This is a genomic window from Enterobacter sp. BNK-34, assembly GCF_048684445.1.
In the GTDB taxonomy this organism is placed as follows: domain Bacteria; phylum Pseudomonadota; class Gammaproteobacteria; order Enterobacterales; family Enterobacteriaceae; genus Enterobacter; species Enterobacter pseudoroggenkampii.
In genome coordinates this window covers 1,662,921-1,680,158 of record NZ_JBLQUA010000001.1, presented here as the reverse complement: position 1 = coordinate 1,680,158, position 17,238 = coordinate 1,662,921, and the positions used below count along the sequence as shown (strand labels likewise).

The 17,238-nt window shown below is 57.3% G+C and carries 13 protein-coding genes; 8 read left to right on the top strand and 5 right to left on the bottom strand.

All coding sequences use genetic code 11. From position 1 onward, the window contains the following. Positions 1-2: 2 nt before the first annotated feature. Both tamB and tamA read right to left on the bottom strand, forming a co-directional pair. Entirely contained in the window at positions 3-3,779 is a 3,777-nt protein-coding gene (gene tamB / locus ACMGG5_RS08195; protein WP_420277698.1) for an autotransporter assembly complex protein TamB, read from the bottom strand. Then, on the bottom strand, positions 3,776-5,509 hold the full coding sequence (tamA, locus tag ACMGG5_RS08190) for an autotransporter assembly complex protein TamA (RefSeq protein ID WP_024907290.1): 1,734 nt from the start codon (positions 5,507-5,509) through the stop codon (positions 3,776-3,778). Before tamA ends, tamB begins: the two co-directional genes overlap by 4 nt. Before the next feature lie 224 nt (positions 5,510-5,733). On the opposite strand from tamA, the gene msrA reads away from it, so the two are divergent. Further along, positions 5,734-6,375: a peptide-methionine (S)-S-oxide reductase MsrA gene (gene msrA / locus ACMGG5_RS08185; RefSeq protein WP_048989437.1), complete on the top strand. Its 642-nt coding sequence runs from the start codon at positions 5,734-5,736 to the stop codon at positions 6,373-6,375. Here msrA and ACMGG5_RS08180 read toward each other — a convergent pair whose 3' ends face one another. Then, the gene (locus ACMGG5_RS08180) at positions 6,376-7,434 is read right to left on the bottom strand and encodes a LacI family DNA-binding transcriptional regulator (RefSeq protein WP_420277697.1); all 1,059 of its coding nucleotides are present in this window, start codon (positions 7,432-7,434) and stop codon (positions 6,376-6,378) included. A 192-nt stretch (positions 7,435-7,626) separates the two neighbouring features. Between ACMGG5_RS08180 and ACMGG5_RS08175 the strand changes: the two genes are divergently transcribed. The 6 genes from ACMGG5_RS08175 to ACMGG5_RS08150 all read left to right on the top strand — a co-directional run bounded on the left by ACMGG5_RS08175 (position 7,627) and on the right by ACMGG5_RS08150 (position 15,237). Continuing rightward, a complete protein-coding gene (locus ACMGG5_RS08175; RefSeq protein WP_407859374.1) occupies positions 7,627-8,778 on the top strand; it encodes a Gfo/Idh/MocA family protein in 1,152 nt (383 codons plus the stop codon). Between the two features lie 16 nt (positions 8,779-8,794). Next, the gene (locus ACMGG5_RS08170; RefSeq protein WP_420277696.1) at positions 8,795-9,964 is read left to right on the top strand and encodes a Gfo/Idh/MocA family protein; all 1,170 of its coding nucleotides are present in this window, start codon (positions 8,795-8,797) and stop codon (positions 9,962-9,964) included. 11 nt (positions 9,965-9,975) lie between these two features. Further along, positions 9,976-11,043 carry a Gfo/Idh/MocA family protein gene (locus ACMGG5_RS08165; protein WP_420277695.1) on the top strand — a complete coding sequence of 356 codons (1,068 nt, stop codon included), beginning with the start codon at positions 9,976-9,978 and terminating at the stop codon, positions 11,041-11,043. Between the two features lie 12 nt (positions 11,044-11,055). Beyond that, the gene (locus ACMGG5_RS08160; RefSeq protein ID WP_248165839.1) at positions 11,056-12,078 is read left to right on the top strand and encodes a Gfo/Idh/MocA family protein; all 1,023 of its coding nucleotides are present in this window, start codon (positions 11,056-11,058) and stop codon (positions 12,076-12,078) included. A gap of 79 nt (positions 12,079-12,157) precedes the next feature. Then, positions 12,158-13,705, top strand: a complete 1,548-nt coding sequence (locus ACMGG5_RS08155; RefSeq protein WP_024907296.1) for an MFS transporter — start codon at positions 12,158-12,160, stop codon at positions 13,703-13,705. A gap of 194 nt (positions 13,706-13,899) precedes the next feature. Next, complete coding sequence (locus tag ACMGG5_RS08150) at positions 13,900-15,237, top strand: hemolysin family protein (protein ID WP_023310162.1); 1,338 nt, start codon at positions 13,900-13,902, stop codon at positions 15,235-15,237. Positions 15,238-15,308: 71 nt separating this feature from the next. On the opposite strand, the gene ACMGG5_RS08145 is transcribed toward ACMGG5_RS08150, so the two are convergent. Next, complete coding sequence (locus tag ACMGG5_RS08145; protein WP_008501430.1) at positions 15,309-15,515, bottom strand: DUF1107 domain-containing protein; 207 nt, start codon at positions 15,513-15,515, stop codon at positions 15,309-15,311. Positions 15,516-15,839: 324 nt separating this feature from the next. Between ACMGG5_RS08145 and ACMGG5_RS08140 the strand changes: the two genes are divergently transcribed. After that, on the top strand, positions 15,840-16,397 hold the full coding sequence (locus tag ACMGG5_RS08140) for a YtfJ family protein (RefSeq protein WP_032651402.1): 558 nt from the start codon (positions 15,840-15,842) through the stop codon (positions 16,395-16,397). Here the strand turns inward: ACMGG5_RS08140 and cysQ are convergent. Further along, complete coding sequence (gene cysQ / locus ACMGG5_RS08135) at positions 16,391-17,131, bottom strand: 3'(2'),5'-bisphosphate nucleotidase CysQ (protein ID WP_024907298.1); 741 nt, start codon at positions 17,129-17,131, stop codon at positions 16,391-16,393. The two genes, ACMGG5_RS08140 and cysQ, sit on opposite strands and share 7 nt — an antisense overlap. Positions 17,132-17,238 lie beyond the last annotated feature (107 nt).

The window sequence follows — 17,238 nt, the reverse complement described above, 5'->3', positions numbered from 1 at the left end:
TGCTAAAACTCAAACTGATAGAGCAGATCAAGTGCCTGGTCTACGCCGGACACTGCTTCCAGATATAGCTTAGGCATCAGGCGATAGCGTAGCGTGAGTGTTGCCAGTGAGTCAAAGATCCCCACACCATATTTTACCTGCAGACCCGGCAGTACATAGCCGCTGACCACCACCTGCGAGGAGTCACCCACGCCCTGGGTGTCCAGCGCCAGATTGCTTACGCCGAACGTCTCGCCGATTTTACCCACAACCTGCCCACTTTGTGCAACCCCCAGACCCACTAACATCGAGGTCATCGCCGCACTGTCGCTTTGTCCACTGTCCAGACCTTGTCCACGCAGCAGATAAGAGAGGGCTTCCTGCTGCGACATCGCCGGGTCAGAGAAGATCTCCGCCTTCGGTTCGTCGGCGGAACCGGTGACGCGAACGCCAGCAATAACGTCGTTTTCCGTCGCTTCCGGGTTACGAATCGCTTCGATGTTCAACAGGGGCTGATCCGGTGGGCCGGAGAACAGCAGCTCGCCTTTGCGAACAATCAGATCCTGACCATAGGCATGGAAACGCCCTTCAGGAATGTTGATCTGCCCGTTCAGGCCAAGCCCTTGTTTATCCTGCGCCACTTTCAGGTCGCCCGTGAGCCTCGCCTTCAGCCCAAACGCATTCAACCGCACGTTATTCCCCACGTGCACGGTAAGGTTACTATTAATCGGTATGCCAGCGCTCTTCTGTTCGACAGGTTTCAGATTTTCATTGAGCATAACTTCATCACTTGAGACGCCGACCGCACTTTCCGGCACGTCGTGAACCACGATGCGCGCCCACGGCACGTCGACACGACCGTCAAGCGTGAAGAGGCTTGGCGTGGCTTCAAAGACCACATCAGGCGAGACGTCCAGGCGCACCATCGGCGGTACGGTGATGCGCACCTTACTGCCCTTCGCGGCAATACGGGCGCGCCAGTTGTCGAGCTGGCTCCAGTCCGCGTCGCCGCTCAGGTTAATTTGCCCTTGCTGCGTTAATACCGAGCCGCTCAGCGTCGAGCTCATGCCGTTGAAGTTCATCGCGATCTGGCTGGGCTGCATGTCAAACGGCATGAAGTTGCCGTCAATATCCACGCCGCTGAGCCGCATCTGACCGAACAGCTGCGGGCTTTGCGCGTTGCCGGCCAGGCGCAGGTTAGCGTTCAGCATGCCTTCGGCTTTTTCCCCGCGCGCAAAAATCGGGTTCACCATCGCCAGGTTGAAGTTTCGGATGTTAACGTTGCCGCCCAGATTACGCCGTCCCTGCGGGTCGGTAATCTGGACCTGACCATCCAACTGACCGTTATTGGTCAGGCGGATTGTCCACCCCAGCTGTGCGCGATTGTTATGCAGATCGGCACTCAGGTTCAGGGTGTCGAACGCCACCGGCAGCGGCGCGTCGTTGACCTCCTGCGTCACCTTCACGTTACGCCCGGAGAGCGTCACGCTGCCCTGCGGCAGCCCCTCTTTGGTGGTGTCCCAGGCGACATCGGCTTTCCCGCTGAAGACGCCGCTCGCCTGCGTGGTATCCGGCATAAACGGTTTTAGCATCGCCAGATCGAAGCGGTTGAGGTTGATCTGCGCGCGCCCTTCCGCGCCCGCATCGATGGTCTGCGGCACGCACAGTTCCGCATTCGGGTTGGTCCAGCAGTGTGGCCCAATACTGATCTTCTGCTCGGCGTTGCGGTAGTCCAGCGCAATCGAGCGCGACAGCGCCAGCGGCCCGACCGGCGTAGTGAAGCGGGTGTTATCCAGCGTCCCTTTCCAGCGCTCCTCTTTGCGGTCGAAACTTCCCGTCAGATGGAGCTGGCCGGAGACCGGCTCACCCTGCACCCGCAGCTGCAGGTCGTGCTGCTTCTCGTTGCCTTTAGCGTCCAGGGTGACCAGGCTAATGTTCACGTCCGGCTGAGAAATACGTTCCACGCGCAGGTTCAGGTTACCGCCGATCTGGTCGGTGGATTTCACATCCCCCTCCACGCGAACCCGGGCAACGCTCAGCTCCTGCCAGCGCAGGTTATTGGCGGTGATATCCGCCAGCAGCTGCGGCGCGTCTACCGTGCCGCGCACCTTCACGAGCCCCTTCGCCGTACCGCCAAGCCCCGGCAGGGCGTTATCCAGATTCGGCGCGTCGATGGTGGCATCCAGATTGAGATCTTTCACCCCCAGCTCGCCTTTGATATCCGCCGTGTTGCGACCCAAGGCCACGTGCAGGCCCGGGATAACCCACTGCAGATAGCTGTTGCCTTTCACCGAGCCTTCAACGTTTACCTTGTTCTGCTTCACGTTCCCGGTGAGCTTGATCTCCGGCACGTCCATCTGCCACGTGCCGCCGTACAGGCTGCCGCGCGTTTTTATCAGGCCATCCAGCTTCGACGGCCAGTCCGGCACCTCTTTGGCGGTGTTAATGCCCGTCAGCTTCAGCTCGCCGCGCCAGCTGATCGCCTGCTGCCAGTCGAGCAGCGCGGTCAGCTCGGTTTTGCCCTCCAGCGCCGCGACGGTCAGCTTGTCGAGGTTAACCTGCTGTTCGTTGCCCTTCGCATCCAGGGTGATGTTCGCGGGCGGCACGCCCTGCCCCTTCACCGCGGTGCGGAAAGAGAGCGTGTAGTCGGTCATCTTGCCGCTCAGCTTTAGCTTCAGGTCATCGGCCTGGAACTGCTTTTCGCCGGTAAACGGCCAGGAAAGCTGCTTGCTGACAACCTCAAGATTGAGCGGCAGCCCGGCTTCCGCCAGCTGGGTTTGCGCACGCAGGGCCATATCCACCGGGCCGGAGAGATTCACGCCAACATCGAGCTTATCGCGCAGCGCCCCGCCCACCTTGACCTTCACTTTCTCGCCTTTCAGCGGGTCGATGTTCAGGGTGCTATTCAGCGTGATATCCACCGGCCAGCTGTCGCGCAGCAGCGCATTACCCGACGCATTCACCGAGCCCTGGTTGGTGTCGATATCCAGCGCGTCGAGCTTCATGTTGCCGTCAATGCTGCTGACCTTCAGCAGCATGTTATAGACCGTCAGGTCGGTATCACCGGTCAGGCGCAGCTGTTCGCCTTTGAATTCCTCAATGTTAAGGTTCAGCGGCAGATGTACGTCGGTCATTTCCGGCAGCACTGGCTTCGAGAAGAGGTCTTTCAGCGTTTCGCCCAGCGGCTTCTCTTCTGGCTGCGGGTTCTGGATCTTCGGCTCGACGATCTCTTCCTGCGCCACGTCGGCCACTTTCGGCAGCGCGATCAGCAAGCCCTGCAGGGACGTTGGCGTCAGAGTGAGGTTTTTCTCCTGCCAGCGCAGGCCGGAGGTGAAATCCATCACGGACACGGTGGTGTCGTCGATTTTGATATTGACGTTATCGAGCGCCACCCGATAAAGCGCGATCGGGTACGGCGTGGAGAGATTCAGCGGGCCGCTGTCTTCTTCTTCAACCGGCGCAGACTTCGGCATTTTCTTTGAATCTATCGCCACGTTGACATCTTTTAGCGACAGATCGTTGACGCAGAGCTTGCTGTCACGCAGACAGCCCAGCTTTACCGCGAGATGGAACTCCCCGGCGTTGACCGCCACGCCCGGCTGCTCATAGCGGATGTTCTTCAGGCGCAGGTCGCGCCAGCCGCCCGTCACCTGACCAATCTCCAGCCCCGGCACCCAGCGGTTCGCGGCGTTAAACAGCAGATGCAGCCCGGTCGTCGTTCCTACCAGAAACGCCACCGTCCCGAGCAGCAGCACGATAAAGATCAGCACCCCGAGGCTTATTTTCTTCCATAAACTCATAATTCAGGCCCCAGACCGATGTAAAACTGTAATCCGTGTTCATCTTTGTCGCCGACAGGCACGGCAAAATCGAGCTTGATGGGCCCGACGGGTGACTGCCAGCGCACGCCGACGCCCGCGCCGGTTTTAAAGTCGCTGCGGCGGATATCGTTTACCGCTTCACCGCCGTCAACAAACATTGCACCCCACCACTTTCCGCTGACGTTGTACTGGTACTCCAGCGAGCCCGTCGCCAGTTTTGACGCACCGGTCAGCTGGCCCTTTTCGTTCTCAGGTGAGATCGATTTGTACTTATACCCGCGAATGCTGCGGTCGCCCCCGGCGAAGAAGCGCAGGTCCGGCGGAACGCGCTCGAAGTCTCCCGTTTCAATCCAGCCGAGATTGCCGCGCATCACAAAGCGATGTTTGTCGTACAGCGTACGGATCCAGACGTTTTGCGCCTGCATGACGGAGAAGTCCACGTCGGAGCCCCAGGCGGAGTTGGAATAATCGATGGAGTAGCGCTGCGAGTCGCCCCAGGTCGGCATCAGGCCCCCACGCGAGCGGGTACGGCTGATCATCACGCCCGGATAAAGCAGCATGGTGGTATTGGTGACGTTGGCCTGGGTAAAGTGGTCCAGGCTCCAGCGCAGGTTAATGGCGCGCTGCCAGCCGCTGGAGAGATCCCAGAAGCGGGAGACCGCAAGCGTCGTAGAGTCCTGCTTTGTGTCGTTTAAATCGGTGCGCTTAAAACCGCCCTGCAGAAGGTAATATTGCTCAAGCGGATTTTTCAGCAGCGGCATTTTGTAGCTGAAGTCCAGCTGCTGCTCGGGCGCAGAGAGACTCAGGCTGGTGGTCAGGCTGTGACCGTACGAGTTCATCCACGGTTTTTTCCACGAGGTTTTCACGCGTGGTCCCACATCTGTCGAGTAGCCAACACCGGTCTCAATGGTGTTCTCGGTGCGCGGCGAAACAACGCCATGCAGCGGCAACACCTTGGTTTTGCGAGACTTATCAAATTCCGGCGCGACAACCACGGAGTTAAACCAGCCGGTAGCTGAGAGGCGTCGGTTCAGCTCTCCGAGATCGCTCGACTGGTAGTAATCCCCTTTTTTGAACGGCACGAGGTTTTGCAGGTACTCTTCACGAATTTGCGAACCTTCAAACGTCACGTCGCCAAAGCGGTAGCGTTCCCCGCTGTCGTAGTCGATATCCCAGAAGGCCTGACGTCGCGCCAGCGCAATGCCCAGCTGGCTTTTGTTGAACTGGCTGTCAAAGTAGCCCTTACGCAGGGAAACGCTCGTCAGCTCTTTTTTGAAATGGTCGTAGTCACCGTGGTTGAGCACGGTGCCGACTTTTGGCCGCGTGCTGAGCAGGTCCAGGTAGTCCCGATCGGTACGCGCCCCGCCGCGCAGGATGACGTTCGTGCCGCCAATCAGTACCGGCTCACCGGGCGAAACGCGGGCAATGAGGACCTGGCGCCCCTTCTTTGGCGGCGGGCGAAGATCAAAATCAATGGTGGGTTCGTAATACCCCAGCGCTTTCAGCCCCTCGCGGATCGCATCATCGACGCGCGCGCGAAAACGCCGGTCCGGCGTCACCTCATCACTCTGGATGGTCGATAGCTGCGCACGCACGTTTTTTTCCAGCGCCCCGGATAACCCCTCAACCTGCAAACGGACATTCGCCGCGCTGGCAATCCCGCTTGTCAGCAACACACTGACTAAACATAACTGGCGGATTTTTGTCACGTTTTCTCCTGAATATCCCTGTTTCCACCCTGGAAGCAAATGAAGTGCCGCTCCGCGGCAAAATACGGCCTGTTGGCCAAAAACCCGAATCGCGGGTTGAAAATGGGTGTAACACCCAAATATTTCTTATGATTAAATCTAGACTCATTCAGCGCATTTATTGTGTTCAATTAAACGCTTCGTGACAACCTTAACTGAAACATCGCACCCCGGGAGGCCCCATCGTGAGTTTATTCGACAAAAAGCATCTGGTTTCACAAACCGATGCATTACCGGGACGCAACACCCCTATGCCTGTGGCGACCTTACACGCCGTCAATGGCCATTCCATGACCAACGTGCCGGAGGGAATGGAAATCGCCCTGTTCGCCATGGGCTGCTTCTGGGGCGTTGAGCGCCTCTTCTGGCAGTTGCCCGGCGTTTACAGCACGGCGGCTGGCTACACGGGCGGTTACACGCCAAATCCTACCTATCGCGAAGTCTGTTCCGGCGAAACCGGGCATGCGGAAGCGGTACGCGTGGTGTACGACCCTGCGGTAATCAGCTACGAACAGCTCCTGCAGGTCTTCTGGGAAAACCATGACCCGGCGCAGGGCATGCGTCAGGGCAACGACCACGGCACCCAGTACCGTTCGGCTATCTATCCGCTCACGCCTGAGCAGGATGCCGCCGCGCGCGCCAGCCTGGAGCGTTTCCAGCAGGCCATGCGTGAAGCGGGCGATACGCGCGAGGTGACCACGGAAATCGCGACGGCGAAACCGTTCTACTACGCCGAGGACGATCACCAGCAGTACCTGCATAAAAACCCGTACGGCTACTGCGGCATCGGGGGCATCGGCGTCTGCCTGCCGCCACAGCTGGCCTGATTACTCATCCAGCGCCACGCGAGCCGCGTGGCGCGTGGCGTTGCTGACTGAACCGTAATCCATCACTTTGCCCTGTAACAGCAGGTTAAAGACCGGTGCCTGCGGTCGGTTGAGCCGCGTTTGCAGCAGGTGAACGGCCTCAATTCCCAGCTCGCGGCAGGGCACCGTCACGCCCGTGACCGGTTTTTCCAGACGGTGCGCTAAATTCCATGCAAAATCGGTCGTGATGAGCGAAATGTCTTCCGGAATGCGCAGCCCGTGGCGCGTTAACACCCTCACCACCCCTTCCACCATGCGGGTACTGTTCGGGAAAATCACCTCCGGCCACTGCGAGCGGTCATGATTCACTAACCACGCATCCAGCGCCTGCTCGGCCTCTTCTGCGGTAAACCACTCCGTCACGAGCAAATCGCGCTGAGGATCGAAGGCGACGTGAAAATGGCGATACGCCTCTTTGATACCGTCCAGACGCGCGTACAGCGTATCCCGCCGCAGGCAGGTGAGCGTGAGCACGCGGCGATGCCCCTGCTCGAAAAGGTACTGCATGGTGGTGAAGCCGATCGCCCGGTGATCGGGTGACACGGCATCCAGCAACCGATCCCGATCGACGGAATTAATCAACACGCAGGGCTTATTCAGGGTGCTTGCCAGTTTAAATATGGTGGAATCATCAGTGCCAATAATAATTATCGCGTTAATATTCTTATGACTGGCTTTTTCCATAAAGACTTTCACATCGGCGTGCTGCTCTTCTAAACCACAGCACGTGACCCACACATTATGCCGCGCGCAGGCTTCAGCAATTCCTTTCGTCACTTCCAGATAAAAAATATCCCCGCGTCCCTGAAAGGTTCTTTCCGGTGCAAAAACAGAGATACCGTTAATGAGCAGTCTTCCGCTCGCCATAGACTCCAGCACACCGAGCTCCCGCGCGGTGCGAACGATCGCCTCCCTGGCTTTATCGCTGGTGTAAGACTTGCCGCTTAATACCCGCGAAACCGTGCTGACGGAATAGCCCGTCAGGGCCGCAATTTCCTCCATTTTTAACTTGCCCGGCATAGTGTGACCTCGCTCTCATTCAGTTTTTGCAAATATTTGCAGAAACAGTCCGTTGATTTTAAAACTAAATTTCAGAAAGCCTGGAGATTACTTAATCACCTTGCGAGTATTCTCACAAAAACACATTGTCGCTGCGGCTCCCCTTTCCTATTTTCCGGTCATCACTCATTTCAACTGAAATTAAGGTGTGACATGGAGAAGGTACGTTTTGGCATTATTGGAATAGGGAATATCGGTACGGTCCACGCGCGTTATTTACTGGCGGGTACGGTCAGCGACGCCTGCCTGGCGGCGGTTTGTGATAATGCACCGGAAAAGCATCCGGCTATTCGCCAGCTGGTCGGCACCCTCCCCTTATTCAGCGACGCGCAGGAGATGATCCAGAGCGGGCTTATCGACGCGGTGATTGTCGCCACGCCGCACTACGAGCATCCGCGCCTGTCGATGCTGGCGATGCGCAACGGCATCCACACCCTGTGTGAAAAACCGGCGGGCGTGTATACCGCCCAGGTGCAGGAGATGAACGCCTGCGCCCAGGCGTGCGATGTGGTGTTCGGCATCATGTACAACCAGCGCCCGAATCCGCTCTACCAGAAGGTGAAAGATCTGATCGACAGCGGCGAGCTGGGTGAGATCCGCCGCTCCAACTGGATCATCACCAACTGGTATCGCTCGCAGAGCTATTACAACTCCGGCGGCTGGCGCGCCACCTGGAAAGGGGAAGGCGGCGGCGTGCTGCTCAACCAGGACCCGCACCAGCTCGATCTCTGGCAGTGGCTGGTCGGCATGCCGGTCCGTCTGCGCGCGTTCTGCCAGTTCGGTAAGCATCGTCAAATCGAAGTAGAAGACGAGGTCACCGCCTACGCCGAGTATGCCAACGGCGCGACGGGCGTGTTTATCACCACCGTGGCGGAAACGCCGGGCACCAACCGGCTGGAAATCGTCGGCGATCGCGGCAAGGTGGTCGTCGAAGAGGGCAAGCTGCGGTACTGGCGGCTGCGGGAATCTGAAACCGCCTTCAACGCCCGCTGGCAAAACGGTTTTGGAGAGCCTGAATGCTGGGAGGTCACGCTTCCCGTCGCCCCGGAATGCAGCGAACACCACGTCATTACCGCCAACTTCTGTGCCGCCATCCTGCGCGGCGAGCCGCTCATTGCGCCGGGTCTGGAAGGGATCCGCGGGTTGACGCTCTCCAACGCCATGCACCTCTCCACCTGGACCGACGACTGGGTCGAACTCCCGCTCAACGAAAAACAGTATCTGCGCCTGCTTCAGCAGCGCATCAGCACCTCAGTGGCTAAAGAGACAGCCAGCGTCACGCTGGATGCCTCCGGCACCTGGTAACTCCGGAGAAGAAACGATGTTAAATGTCGCTATCGTGGGAACAGGGAATATCTCGCACAACCATATTCAGGGCTATTTGCAGTTTGGTCAGCGCTGCCGGATCGTCGCGCTGGTGGATATCTACCCGGAAAAAGCCCACGAGAAAAAAACGCGCTACGGCCTGACGGACGCCCGGGTGTATGACAGCCACCAGCAGATGCTGGCATCAGAGCCGAATATCGATATCGTCGACGTCTGCACGCCGCCCTACGTCCACGCAGAGATCGGCATTGATGCCCTGAACGCGGGCTGCCACGTGCTGTGCGAAAAACCGATGGCCGCCTCGCTGGAGGAGTGCGACGCGATGATCGCCGCACAAAAGGCCAGCGGCAAAACGCTCTCCATCATTGCCCAAAACCGCTTTACCGATGCCTTCTGGCGCTTAAAAGCAGCGCTGGATTCGGAGCTTGCGGGCAAGGTTTGCCACGCGCAGGTGGACTCCTTCTGGTGGCGCGGACACTGCTACTACGACCTGTGGTGGCGCGGCACCTGGGAAAAAGAGGGCGGCGGCTGCACCCTTAACCACGCGGTTCACCACATCGACGCCATTCAGTGGATGCTCGGCTTCCCGTCCGAGGTGGTGGCGATGATGACCAACGTGGCGCACGACAACGCTGAAGTCGAAGACCTCAGCGCCGCGATCTTCAAATACCCCAGCGGCGCGCTCACCCAGCTTACCGCCTCGGTCGTGCACCACGGGGAAGACCAGAAAATCATTATTCAGGGTGACAAGGCACGTATCTCTGCGCCGTGGCAGGCCTTTGCCAGCGTCAGCGCCGATAACGGCTTCCCGCAGGAGACCCACGACCAGCAGCGAGAAGCGCAGCTCAACGCCGTTTTTCAGGAGACGCCGAAGCTCGAGTGGACGCTGCACACCGGGCAGATTAATGACCTGCTTTCCGCCATCGAGCACGGCACGGCGCCGTTAGTGGATGGCCTGCAGGGCAAACGCTCGCTGGAGCTGATTACCGCGATCTACAAATCCGCCATTACCCGCACCGTGGTCTCGCTGCCGATTCAGCGCGATGACCCGTTTTACCGTACCGGCGGGACGAATGCACTCGCCCCCCGTTTTTATGAAAAATCCGCAAGCGTCGCCAACTTCAGCGAAGTGGGTGCGATCCCCCTTGGCAAAGATCTGGATTAAGGAGTGACACCATGAACAAAAATGACGGAATGAACTACGCCCCGGTGGGTAAACCCCAGCCGGTTGTCCGCGAGGGGGAATTTGTTTTTGCCGCTGCCGCGCTCGACCACGGCCATATCTACGGCATGAGTAACGGCCTGATAGAAGCCGGGGCCACGCTGAAGTGGGTATACGATCCCGATCCGGCCAAAGTGGATAAATTCATCCAGCAATACCCGCAGGCAAAAGTGGCGGAGTCGCTGGAGGTGATACTCAACGACGACGAGGTGCCTCTGGTAGCCGGTGCGGCCATCCCCTCCGAGCGCTGTGCGCTGGGGCTGAAAGCCATGGCCGCAGGCAAGGACTACTTCACAGATAAAGCGCCGCTCACCACTCTTGAACAGCTGGCGGATGCTAAAGCGATGGTTGAGAAAACCGGGCGGAAATACGCCGTGTACTACAGCGAACGTCTCCACGTGGAGAGCGCGGTGTTTGCCGGACAGCTGGTGCAGCAGGGGGCCATTGGCCGCGTCGTCCAAACCCTGGGAACCGGCCCGCACCGGGAAGGGGCCGGCCGCCCGGACTGGTTCTACGATCGTCGCTATTTTGGCGGCATTCTGTGCGACATCGGCAGCCACCAGATTGAGCAATTTCTGTTTTACACGGGCAACCGTAACGCCACCGTGGTCGCCAGCCAGGCACGCAATTTCAACCATCCGCAGCATCCGGCATTTGAAGATTTCGGTGACGCAACAATCAGAGGCGAAAACGGTGCCAGCGGCTATTTCCGCTGCGACTGGTTCACCCCGGACGGGCTCTCAACCTGGGGCGACGGCCGTCTGACGCTGCTCGGCACCGACGGGTATATCGAGATCCGCAAATATGTCGATCTCACCCGCGGCGAGCAGGACGTGGTTTATCTCGTCAATAAAGAGGGGGAATTCCGCTATCCGGTCGCCGGACAGGTCGGGTTCCCGTTCTTTGGCGAACTGATCCTCGACTGTCTGCATCGTACAGAAAACGCCATGACGCAGGCGCACGCCTTCAAAGCGGCGGAGCTCTGCGTAAAGGCCCAGATGCTGGCCAACGCGACGGAATAACGGGAGGCGACAATGACGATCCTGAACACGGCGGTTATCGGTGCCGGAGCGATCCACGGCTGCCATGTGAATGCGTTGCGCCTGCTCCCCAACGTCGCGCTACGCGCGCTGGTGGACATCGACAGCGTCAAAGGGCTGGAGCTGGCAATGCGCTATCAGTGCCGCTTCTATCAGGATTACCGGGAAATGCTGCTGGATGATGCCATCGACGTGGTCCACATCTGCACGCCGCATTTCGAGCATAAGAACATGATCCTGGCGGCGCTCGCCGCCGGGAAGCATGTTTTCTGCGAAAAACCGGTGGGCATGAACAGCAGCGAACTCGTGGACATCACCCGTGCCGCCGAACAGGCGTCGGGTCTGCTCGGCGTGTGCTACCAGAACCGCCTCAACCCCACCAGCCTGCGCATTCGCCAGATGCTGGAGGACGGCGAGCTGGGAAAAATGCTCAGCATTAAGGCCGTGCTGACCTGGTCACGCTCGGGCGCGTACTACACCGAAAGCCCGTGGCGCGGGCGGCTGGCAACGGAAGGGGGCAGCCTGCTGATCAACCAGGCCATTCATACCCTCGACCTGATGCAGTGGTTCGCAGGCGGCGTAACGCGCGTGAAAGGCGTGGTGGACAGCGGCGAGCTCGCGGACGTGACCGAAGGGGAAGACAGCGCGATGGCCACGCTGCACTTTGCCAACGGCGCGCGCGGCCTGTTTTACGCCAGCAACTGCAATACCACCGATTCCCCGCTTCTGATGGAGATCCACTGCGAACAGGGCTCGCTGCTGCTGCATAACAACGTCCTCTGGTGCATCGCCCGCGGCGAGCGGCTCAGGCTGGCCAGCGATAACTCCCCTGACGGCCAGATCAAAAGCTACTGGGGACTGGGGCACGAGCAGGCGATCCGCCGGTTTTATCACGCTATCACCCACCCGGGAAACATGGATTACACCGACATCCGTGAAGCCGGACATTCACTCAAGCTTGTGGAGGCTATTTACCGCTCATCTCAGTTAAAACAATGGATAGATATCAATAACTAGAACGTAATTTGTATTCCAGCACTTAATAAAAAACGACCCGAGAAAACGGGTTAATCATTACCCTACACTGGATATTATTATGGTCAAACCAACTGAACGTAGAGTGGGTTATGGCGTGGCGCTCGGCTACGGCGTAACCGATCTTTTTGGCGGGGGTGCGTTTACCATTATCGGCACCTGGCTGTTATTTTTTTACACCACCTATTGCGGACTCTCAGTCATTGAAGCGGGATCTATATTCGCTATTGCCCGCGTGATTGATGCGCTATTAAGCCCGATTATGGGCTATATCACCGATAACTTCGGGGATACCTGGCTCGGGCGTAAATTTGGTCGTCGCCGCTTCTTTTTATTACTCAGCTCACCGCTCATGTTTTTGTATGCCCTGCTGTGGATGACGGACATGGGTTACTGGTATTACCTGGGCACTTACCTCTCTATTGAGCTGCTGTCGGCGATGGTGCTGGTACCCTGGGAGACCCTGGCGGCTGAGATGACGAACCGGTATGAAGAGCGTAGCCGCCTCTCAGGCGTGCGGATGATCTGCTCCCAGCTGGGCGGTTTTCTTGCGGTTTCCGTTCCCGGCGTGATTATGCAGTTTACGGGTAAAGATAATCCCTTTACCTATACCCTCACCGGGCTGATATTTTCCTGCGTGTTCTGCCTTGCGGTATTTATTACCTGGTACACCACCTGGGAAGCGAAGGATGTGCAGCAGGAATCCAGTTTTAAAGTGGACAACCAGCGCAGCGGCGGGCTACTGAATCACCTGAAATATCTGGTGCTGGATCTCTTTTCTTCATTCCGTATTCGCGCGTTCCGCCTGCATATCATTATTTACATCTTTTCGTTCACGGCGATGGACGTGTTCGGTTCGGTCTTTACCTATTACGTCGTGTATTGCCTGAGCCAGGATGCCTCGGCGGTTTCCGGCTGGCTGAGCATTGCGGCCTTCGCCTCGGTACCCGGCACCTATGGATTTATGCTGTTGCTGAACCGGCTGAACGTCACGCCGTCTGCCGCCCTGCGGCTCTCCTACGGCTGTATCTTCCTGGTGCTGGCCTTCCTGTTTACGGTCTACCTCACCAAAACGCAGGTACCGACGCTGCTGTTCTCCGCGGTCTTTATTCTGCTCGGTGCCGCCCGCTCTGGCCTCTACTATATTCCGTGGAATATCTACAGCTTCATTCCGGATATTGACGAGATGGTGACCCAGCAGCGCCGCGAAGGGATTTTTGCCGGCGTGATGGTCCTGACCCGCAAGAGCACGGTGGCGATTGCCATCATGATCATTGGCCTGGTGCTGCAGGAGTCCGGCTTTGTGAAGGGCAGCGGCGCGCAGCCTGAAAGCGCGCTGGGGGCGATTATCGGCCTGATGATCTTCGCAACGGCAGCCCTGCTGGCGGTCAGCTTCTTCACCACCTACAGATTCAAGCTCACCCGTGAGACGCACAAGCTGCTTCTAAAGGAGATTGCGCGCCGTAAGCTGGGCGGGGATTACCGCGACTGCGACGCCGGGACCCGCGTGGTGATCAAACAGCTCACAGGCTATGAGTATGACCAGGTGTGGGGAGGCGATGCCACCCGTCGGGCGGTAGGCGATGTCCGCCTGTCTACCGTGAAATAACGCGATGTACCGGACAGCGCCCGCTGTCCGGTCTGTTTTATGCCAAAAATGTGACCTCTGGCAGATTTACATCTCTTTACGCTATACTACCCGCTGAAATAATCGGCTCAACGCTACGAGCTGACGTTCAATGTGTTTTCACACAAATGGTATCAATTCCCCTTCTGAGGATCTGGCGAGAAGCCGGATAAACTATGTTAAACAGTATTTTAGTAATACTTTGTCTGATTGCCGTCAGTGCATTTTTCTCGATATCTGAGATCTCGCTGGCCGCGTCCCGTAAAATCAAACTGAAGCTGCTTGCCGATGAAGGCAACATCAATGCCACCCGCATTCTGAAAATGCAGGAAAACCCCGGCATGTTCTTCACCGTGGTGCAGATCGGCCTCAACGCGGTCGCCATTCTCGGCGGTATCGTGGGCGATGCGGCGTTTTCCCCGGCGTTTTATAGCCTCTTTGTTAAGTACATGTCCGTTGAGCTGGCCGAACAGCTGAGCTTTATCCTCTCCTTCTCGCTGGTCACCGGCCTGTTTATCCTCTTTGCCGACCTGACCCCGAAACGCATCGGTATGATTGCGCCAGAAGCTGTGGCTTTGCGTATCATCAACCCGATGCGCTTCTGTCTGTACGTGTTTCGTCCGCTGGTGTGGTTCTTCAACGGCCTGGCGAACGTGATTTTCCGCATCTTTAAGCTGCCGATGGTGCGTAAAGACGACATCACCTCTGACGACATTTATGCGGTCGTGGAAGCCGGCGCGCTGGCCGGTGTGCTGCGCAAGCAGGAGCACGAGCTGATTGAGAACGTATTTGAACTGGAATCCCGTACCGTGCCGTCTTCCATGACGGGCCGTGAAAGCATTATCTGGTTCGATTTACATGAAGATGAGCAGAGCCTGAAGAACAAAGTGGCGCAGCATCCGCACTCCAAGTTTCTGGTCTGTAATGAAGATATCGACCACATCATCGGCTACGTCGACTCCAAAGACCTGCTGAACCGCGTGCTGGCAAACCAGAGCCTGGCGCTCAACAGCGGCGTGCAGATCCGCAATACCCTGATTGTGCCGGACACCCTGACGCTCTCCGAAGCGCTGGAAAGTTTCAAAACCGCCGGGGAAGACTTCGCGGTTATCATGAACGAATACGCGCTGGTGGTGGGTATTATCACCCTGAACGACGTGATGACCACGCTGATGGGCGACCTGGTTGGCCAGGGGCTGGAAGAGCAGATTGTTCAGCGTGACGATAATTCATGGCTGATTGATGGCGGCACGCCGATTGAAGACGTGATGCGCGTGCTGGATATCGACGAGTTCCCGCAGTCCGGCAACTACGAGACCATCGGCGGCTTTATGATGTTTATGCTGCGTAAGATCCCGAAACGTACCGACTCGGTGAAGTTCTCCGGCTACAAGTTTGAGGTGGTGGATATTGATAACTACCGCATCGACCAGCTGCTGGTGACGCGCATCGACAACAAACCGACCGTACTGGTGCCGAAGCTGCCGGACGCGGAAGAGAAGGTGTCGGCGTAACGTTCCAGCCCCTACAAACATCAACGGCTCCCATCGGGAGCCGTCTTTTTAACTACTGCATAGCACGTTGGTTAAGCCATCTCTGTCTGCAGACGCATAACCTGACGGTTGACTTCGGACATCACAGACAGGTGCTGTTTGTCCTTCACTTTTGGGACAAGGATCTTGCCCTTATCAAACTCAAAAGCGCCAACATCCTTGATATACAACCGTCCACGGAACAGGATCTTCACGTACTTCGCCACTTGAAGCGGGTTGTAGCGTTGGAAAATTTTCATTCTTGTATCTCCTGCGAATCATACGCTCTTGCGGTGCCACAATCGGCCCGACTGTCCTGAGCGCAAATTTTAATGCCCAATGACTATAGACCAGAACTACGGTGTTACCCAGTGTGCATAAGTTTATTTACCGTTTGATTACAATTATTCAGAATAATCTTTGCAAAGCGTGACTGAGAGCAGTATAAGCCGTCGTTTTTTCATGGATATGTGCGTTCACCCGCAAACTGGCATCGGGATTGCGGGAAAACCACATTGATCGCACTTATCATTAAAAGCGCAAGACCAAGTGGTCGGATCACCTGCAAACAATAAGGAAACGCCATGACCCTACGTAATATCCTTGCAGCAGCCTGCCTGCTGCTGCCCCTGTGGGCTTCCGCTCACAGCATTGAAAAAGGACAACGTGTACCGCCAGTCGGCATTGCTGACCGGGGAGAATTGATTCTCGACAATGATAAGTTTAGCTACAAAGCCTGGAATAGCGCGCAGCTCGCGGGCAAAGTGAGAGTTGTACAACATATTGCCGGTCGTACATCCGCAAAAGAGAAAAATGCCAACCTGGTGGAAGCGATCAAGGCCGCAAAATTCCCTCACGACCGCTACCAGACCACCACGATCGTGAATACCGATGACGCCATTCCGGGCTCCGGGATGTTTGTGCGTTCAAGCCTTGAGAGCAATAAAAAGCTCTACCCGTGGTCGCAGTTTATCGTCGACAGCAACGGCGTCACCCGTAAGGCCTGGCAACTGGAAGAAGAGAGCTCCGCCATTATCGTGCTGGATAAAGAAGGTCGCGTTCAATGGGTGAAAGACGGGGCATTAACCCAGGAAGAGGTGCAGCAGGTTGTTGACCTGCTGCATAAGCTGCTGGCTCAATAAATCGAGACGCGGAAGCCGGGGTTGAGGAAGGATTCGCGCGGGGTATAGTCCAGCGGCTTGCCCTGCCAGTCATGAACGTGCGCCCCGGCTGCCGCGGCAACGGCATGCCCGGCGGCGGTATCCCAGACGTTGGTTGGCCCGAAGCGGGGGTAGAGCTGCGCATGACCTTCCGCCACCAGGCAGAATTTCAGCGATGAGCCAATCGAGGTGGTCTGGTGTTCACCCAGCTGTTGCAGATACTCCTGCAGCTCGCTGTCGCTGTGCGAGCGGCTAATCACCACCAGCGGTGGACGCGCATCGCGCACCTGGATCTGCTTGCGCACGCCGCACTCTTCCTTCCACGCCTTCCCTTCTGCGGCGCTGTACATCACTTTCATGACCGGCGCATAGACCACACCCAGCACCGCTTTTCCCTTTTCAATCAGGGCGATATTGACGGTGAATTCACCGTTGCGCTTGATGAACTCTTTTGTCCCGTCCAGCGGATCGACCAGCCAGTAGCGCTGCCAGTGCTGACGCTCCTCCCAGCTTTGCGGCGCTTCTTCTGACAGGACGGGGATGTCCGGCGTCAAGGCCTGTAACCCTTTCAGGATAACCTTATGTGCCGCAATATCCGCCGCCGTGACCGGAGAGTCGTCCGCTTTGCTGACCACCTCCATAGGTTTACTACCGTCATACACCTGCATGATGGCATCTCCCGCATCCCGCGCGAGCTGACAAATTTTATCTAGCATTTTCCACCTCTTTGTTAACGCAGTGAGGTTAACTCTTTGTTTTAGTTATATCGTAATGTGAACAATTCCGCTATCTGTGAAGCAATTCCGGTTTCAGGTTACATTTT

Coding starts and splice junctions, on each gene's coding strand:
- ACMGG5_RS08155 (WP_024907296.1), top strand. CDS start 12,158: ATGGTCAAACCAACTGAACGTAGAGTGGGTTATGGCGTGGCGCTCGGC.
- ACMGG5_RS08165 (WP_420277695.1), top strand. CDS start 9,976: ATGAACAAAAATGACGGAATGAACTACGCCCCGGTGGGTAAACCCCAG.
- tamB (WP_420277698.1), bottom strand. CDS start 3,779: ATGAGTTTATGGAAGAAAATAAGCCTCGGGGTGCTGATCTTTATCGTG.
- ACMGG5_RS08180 (WP_420277697.1), bottom strand. CDS start 7,434: ATGCCGGGCAAGTTAAAAATGGAGGAAATTGCGGCCCTGACGGGCTAT.
- ACMGG5_RS08145 (WP_008501430.1), bottom strand. CDS start 15,515: ATGAAAATTTTCCAACGCTACAACCCGCTTCAAGTGGCGAAGTACGTG.
- ACMGG5_RS08160 (WP_248165839.1), top strand. CDS start 11,056: ATGACGATCCTGAACACGGCGGTTATCGGTGCCGGAGCGATCCACGGC.
- ACMGG5_RS08170 (WP_420277696.1), top strand. CDS start 8,795: ATGTTAAATGTCGCTATCGTGGGAACAGGGAATATCTCGCACAACCAT.
- ACMGG5_RS08150 (WP_023310162.1), top strand. CDS start 13,900: ATGTTAAACAGTATTTTAGTAATACTTTGTCTGATTGCCGTCAGTGCA.
- cysQ (WP_024907298.1), bottom strand. CDS start 17,131: ATGCTAGATAAAATTTGTCAGCTCGCGCGGGATGCGGGAGATGCCATC.
- ACMGG5_RS08175 (WP_407859374.1), top strand. CDS start 7,627: ATGGAGAAGGTACGTTTTGGCATTATTGGAATAGGGAATATCGGTACG.
- ACMGG5_RS08140 (WP_032651402.1), top strand. CDS start 15,840: ATGACCCTACGTAATATCCTTGCAGCAGCCTGCCTGCTGCTGCCCCTG.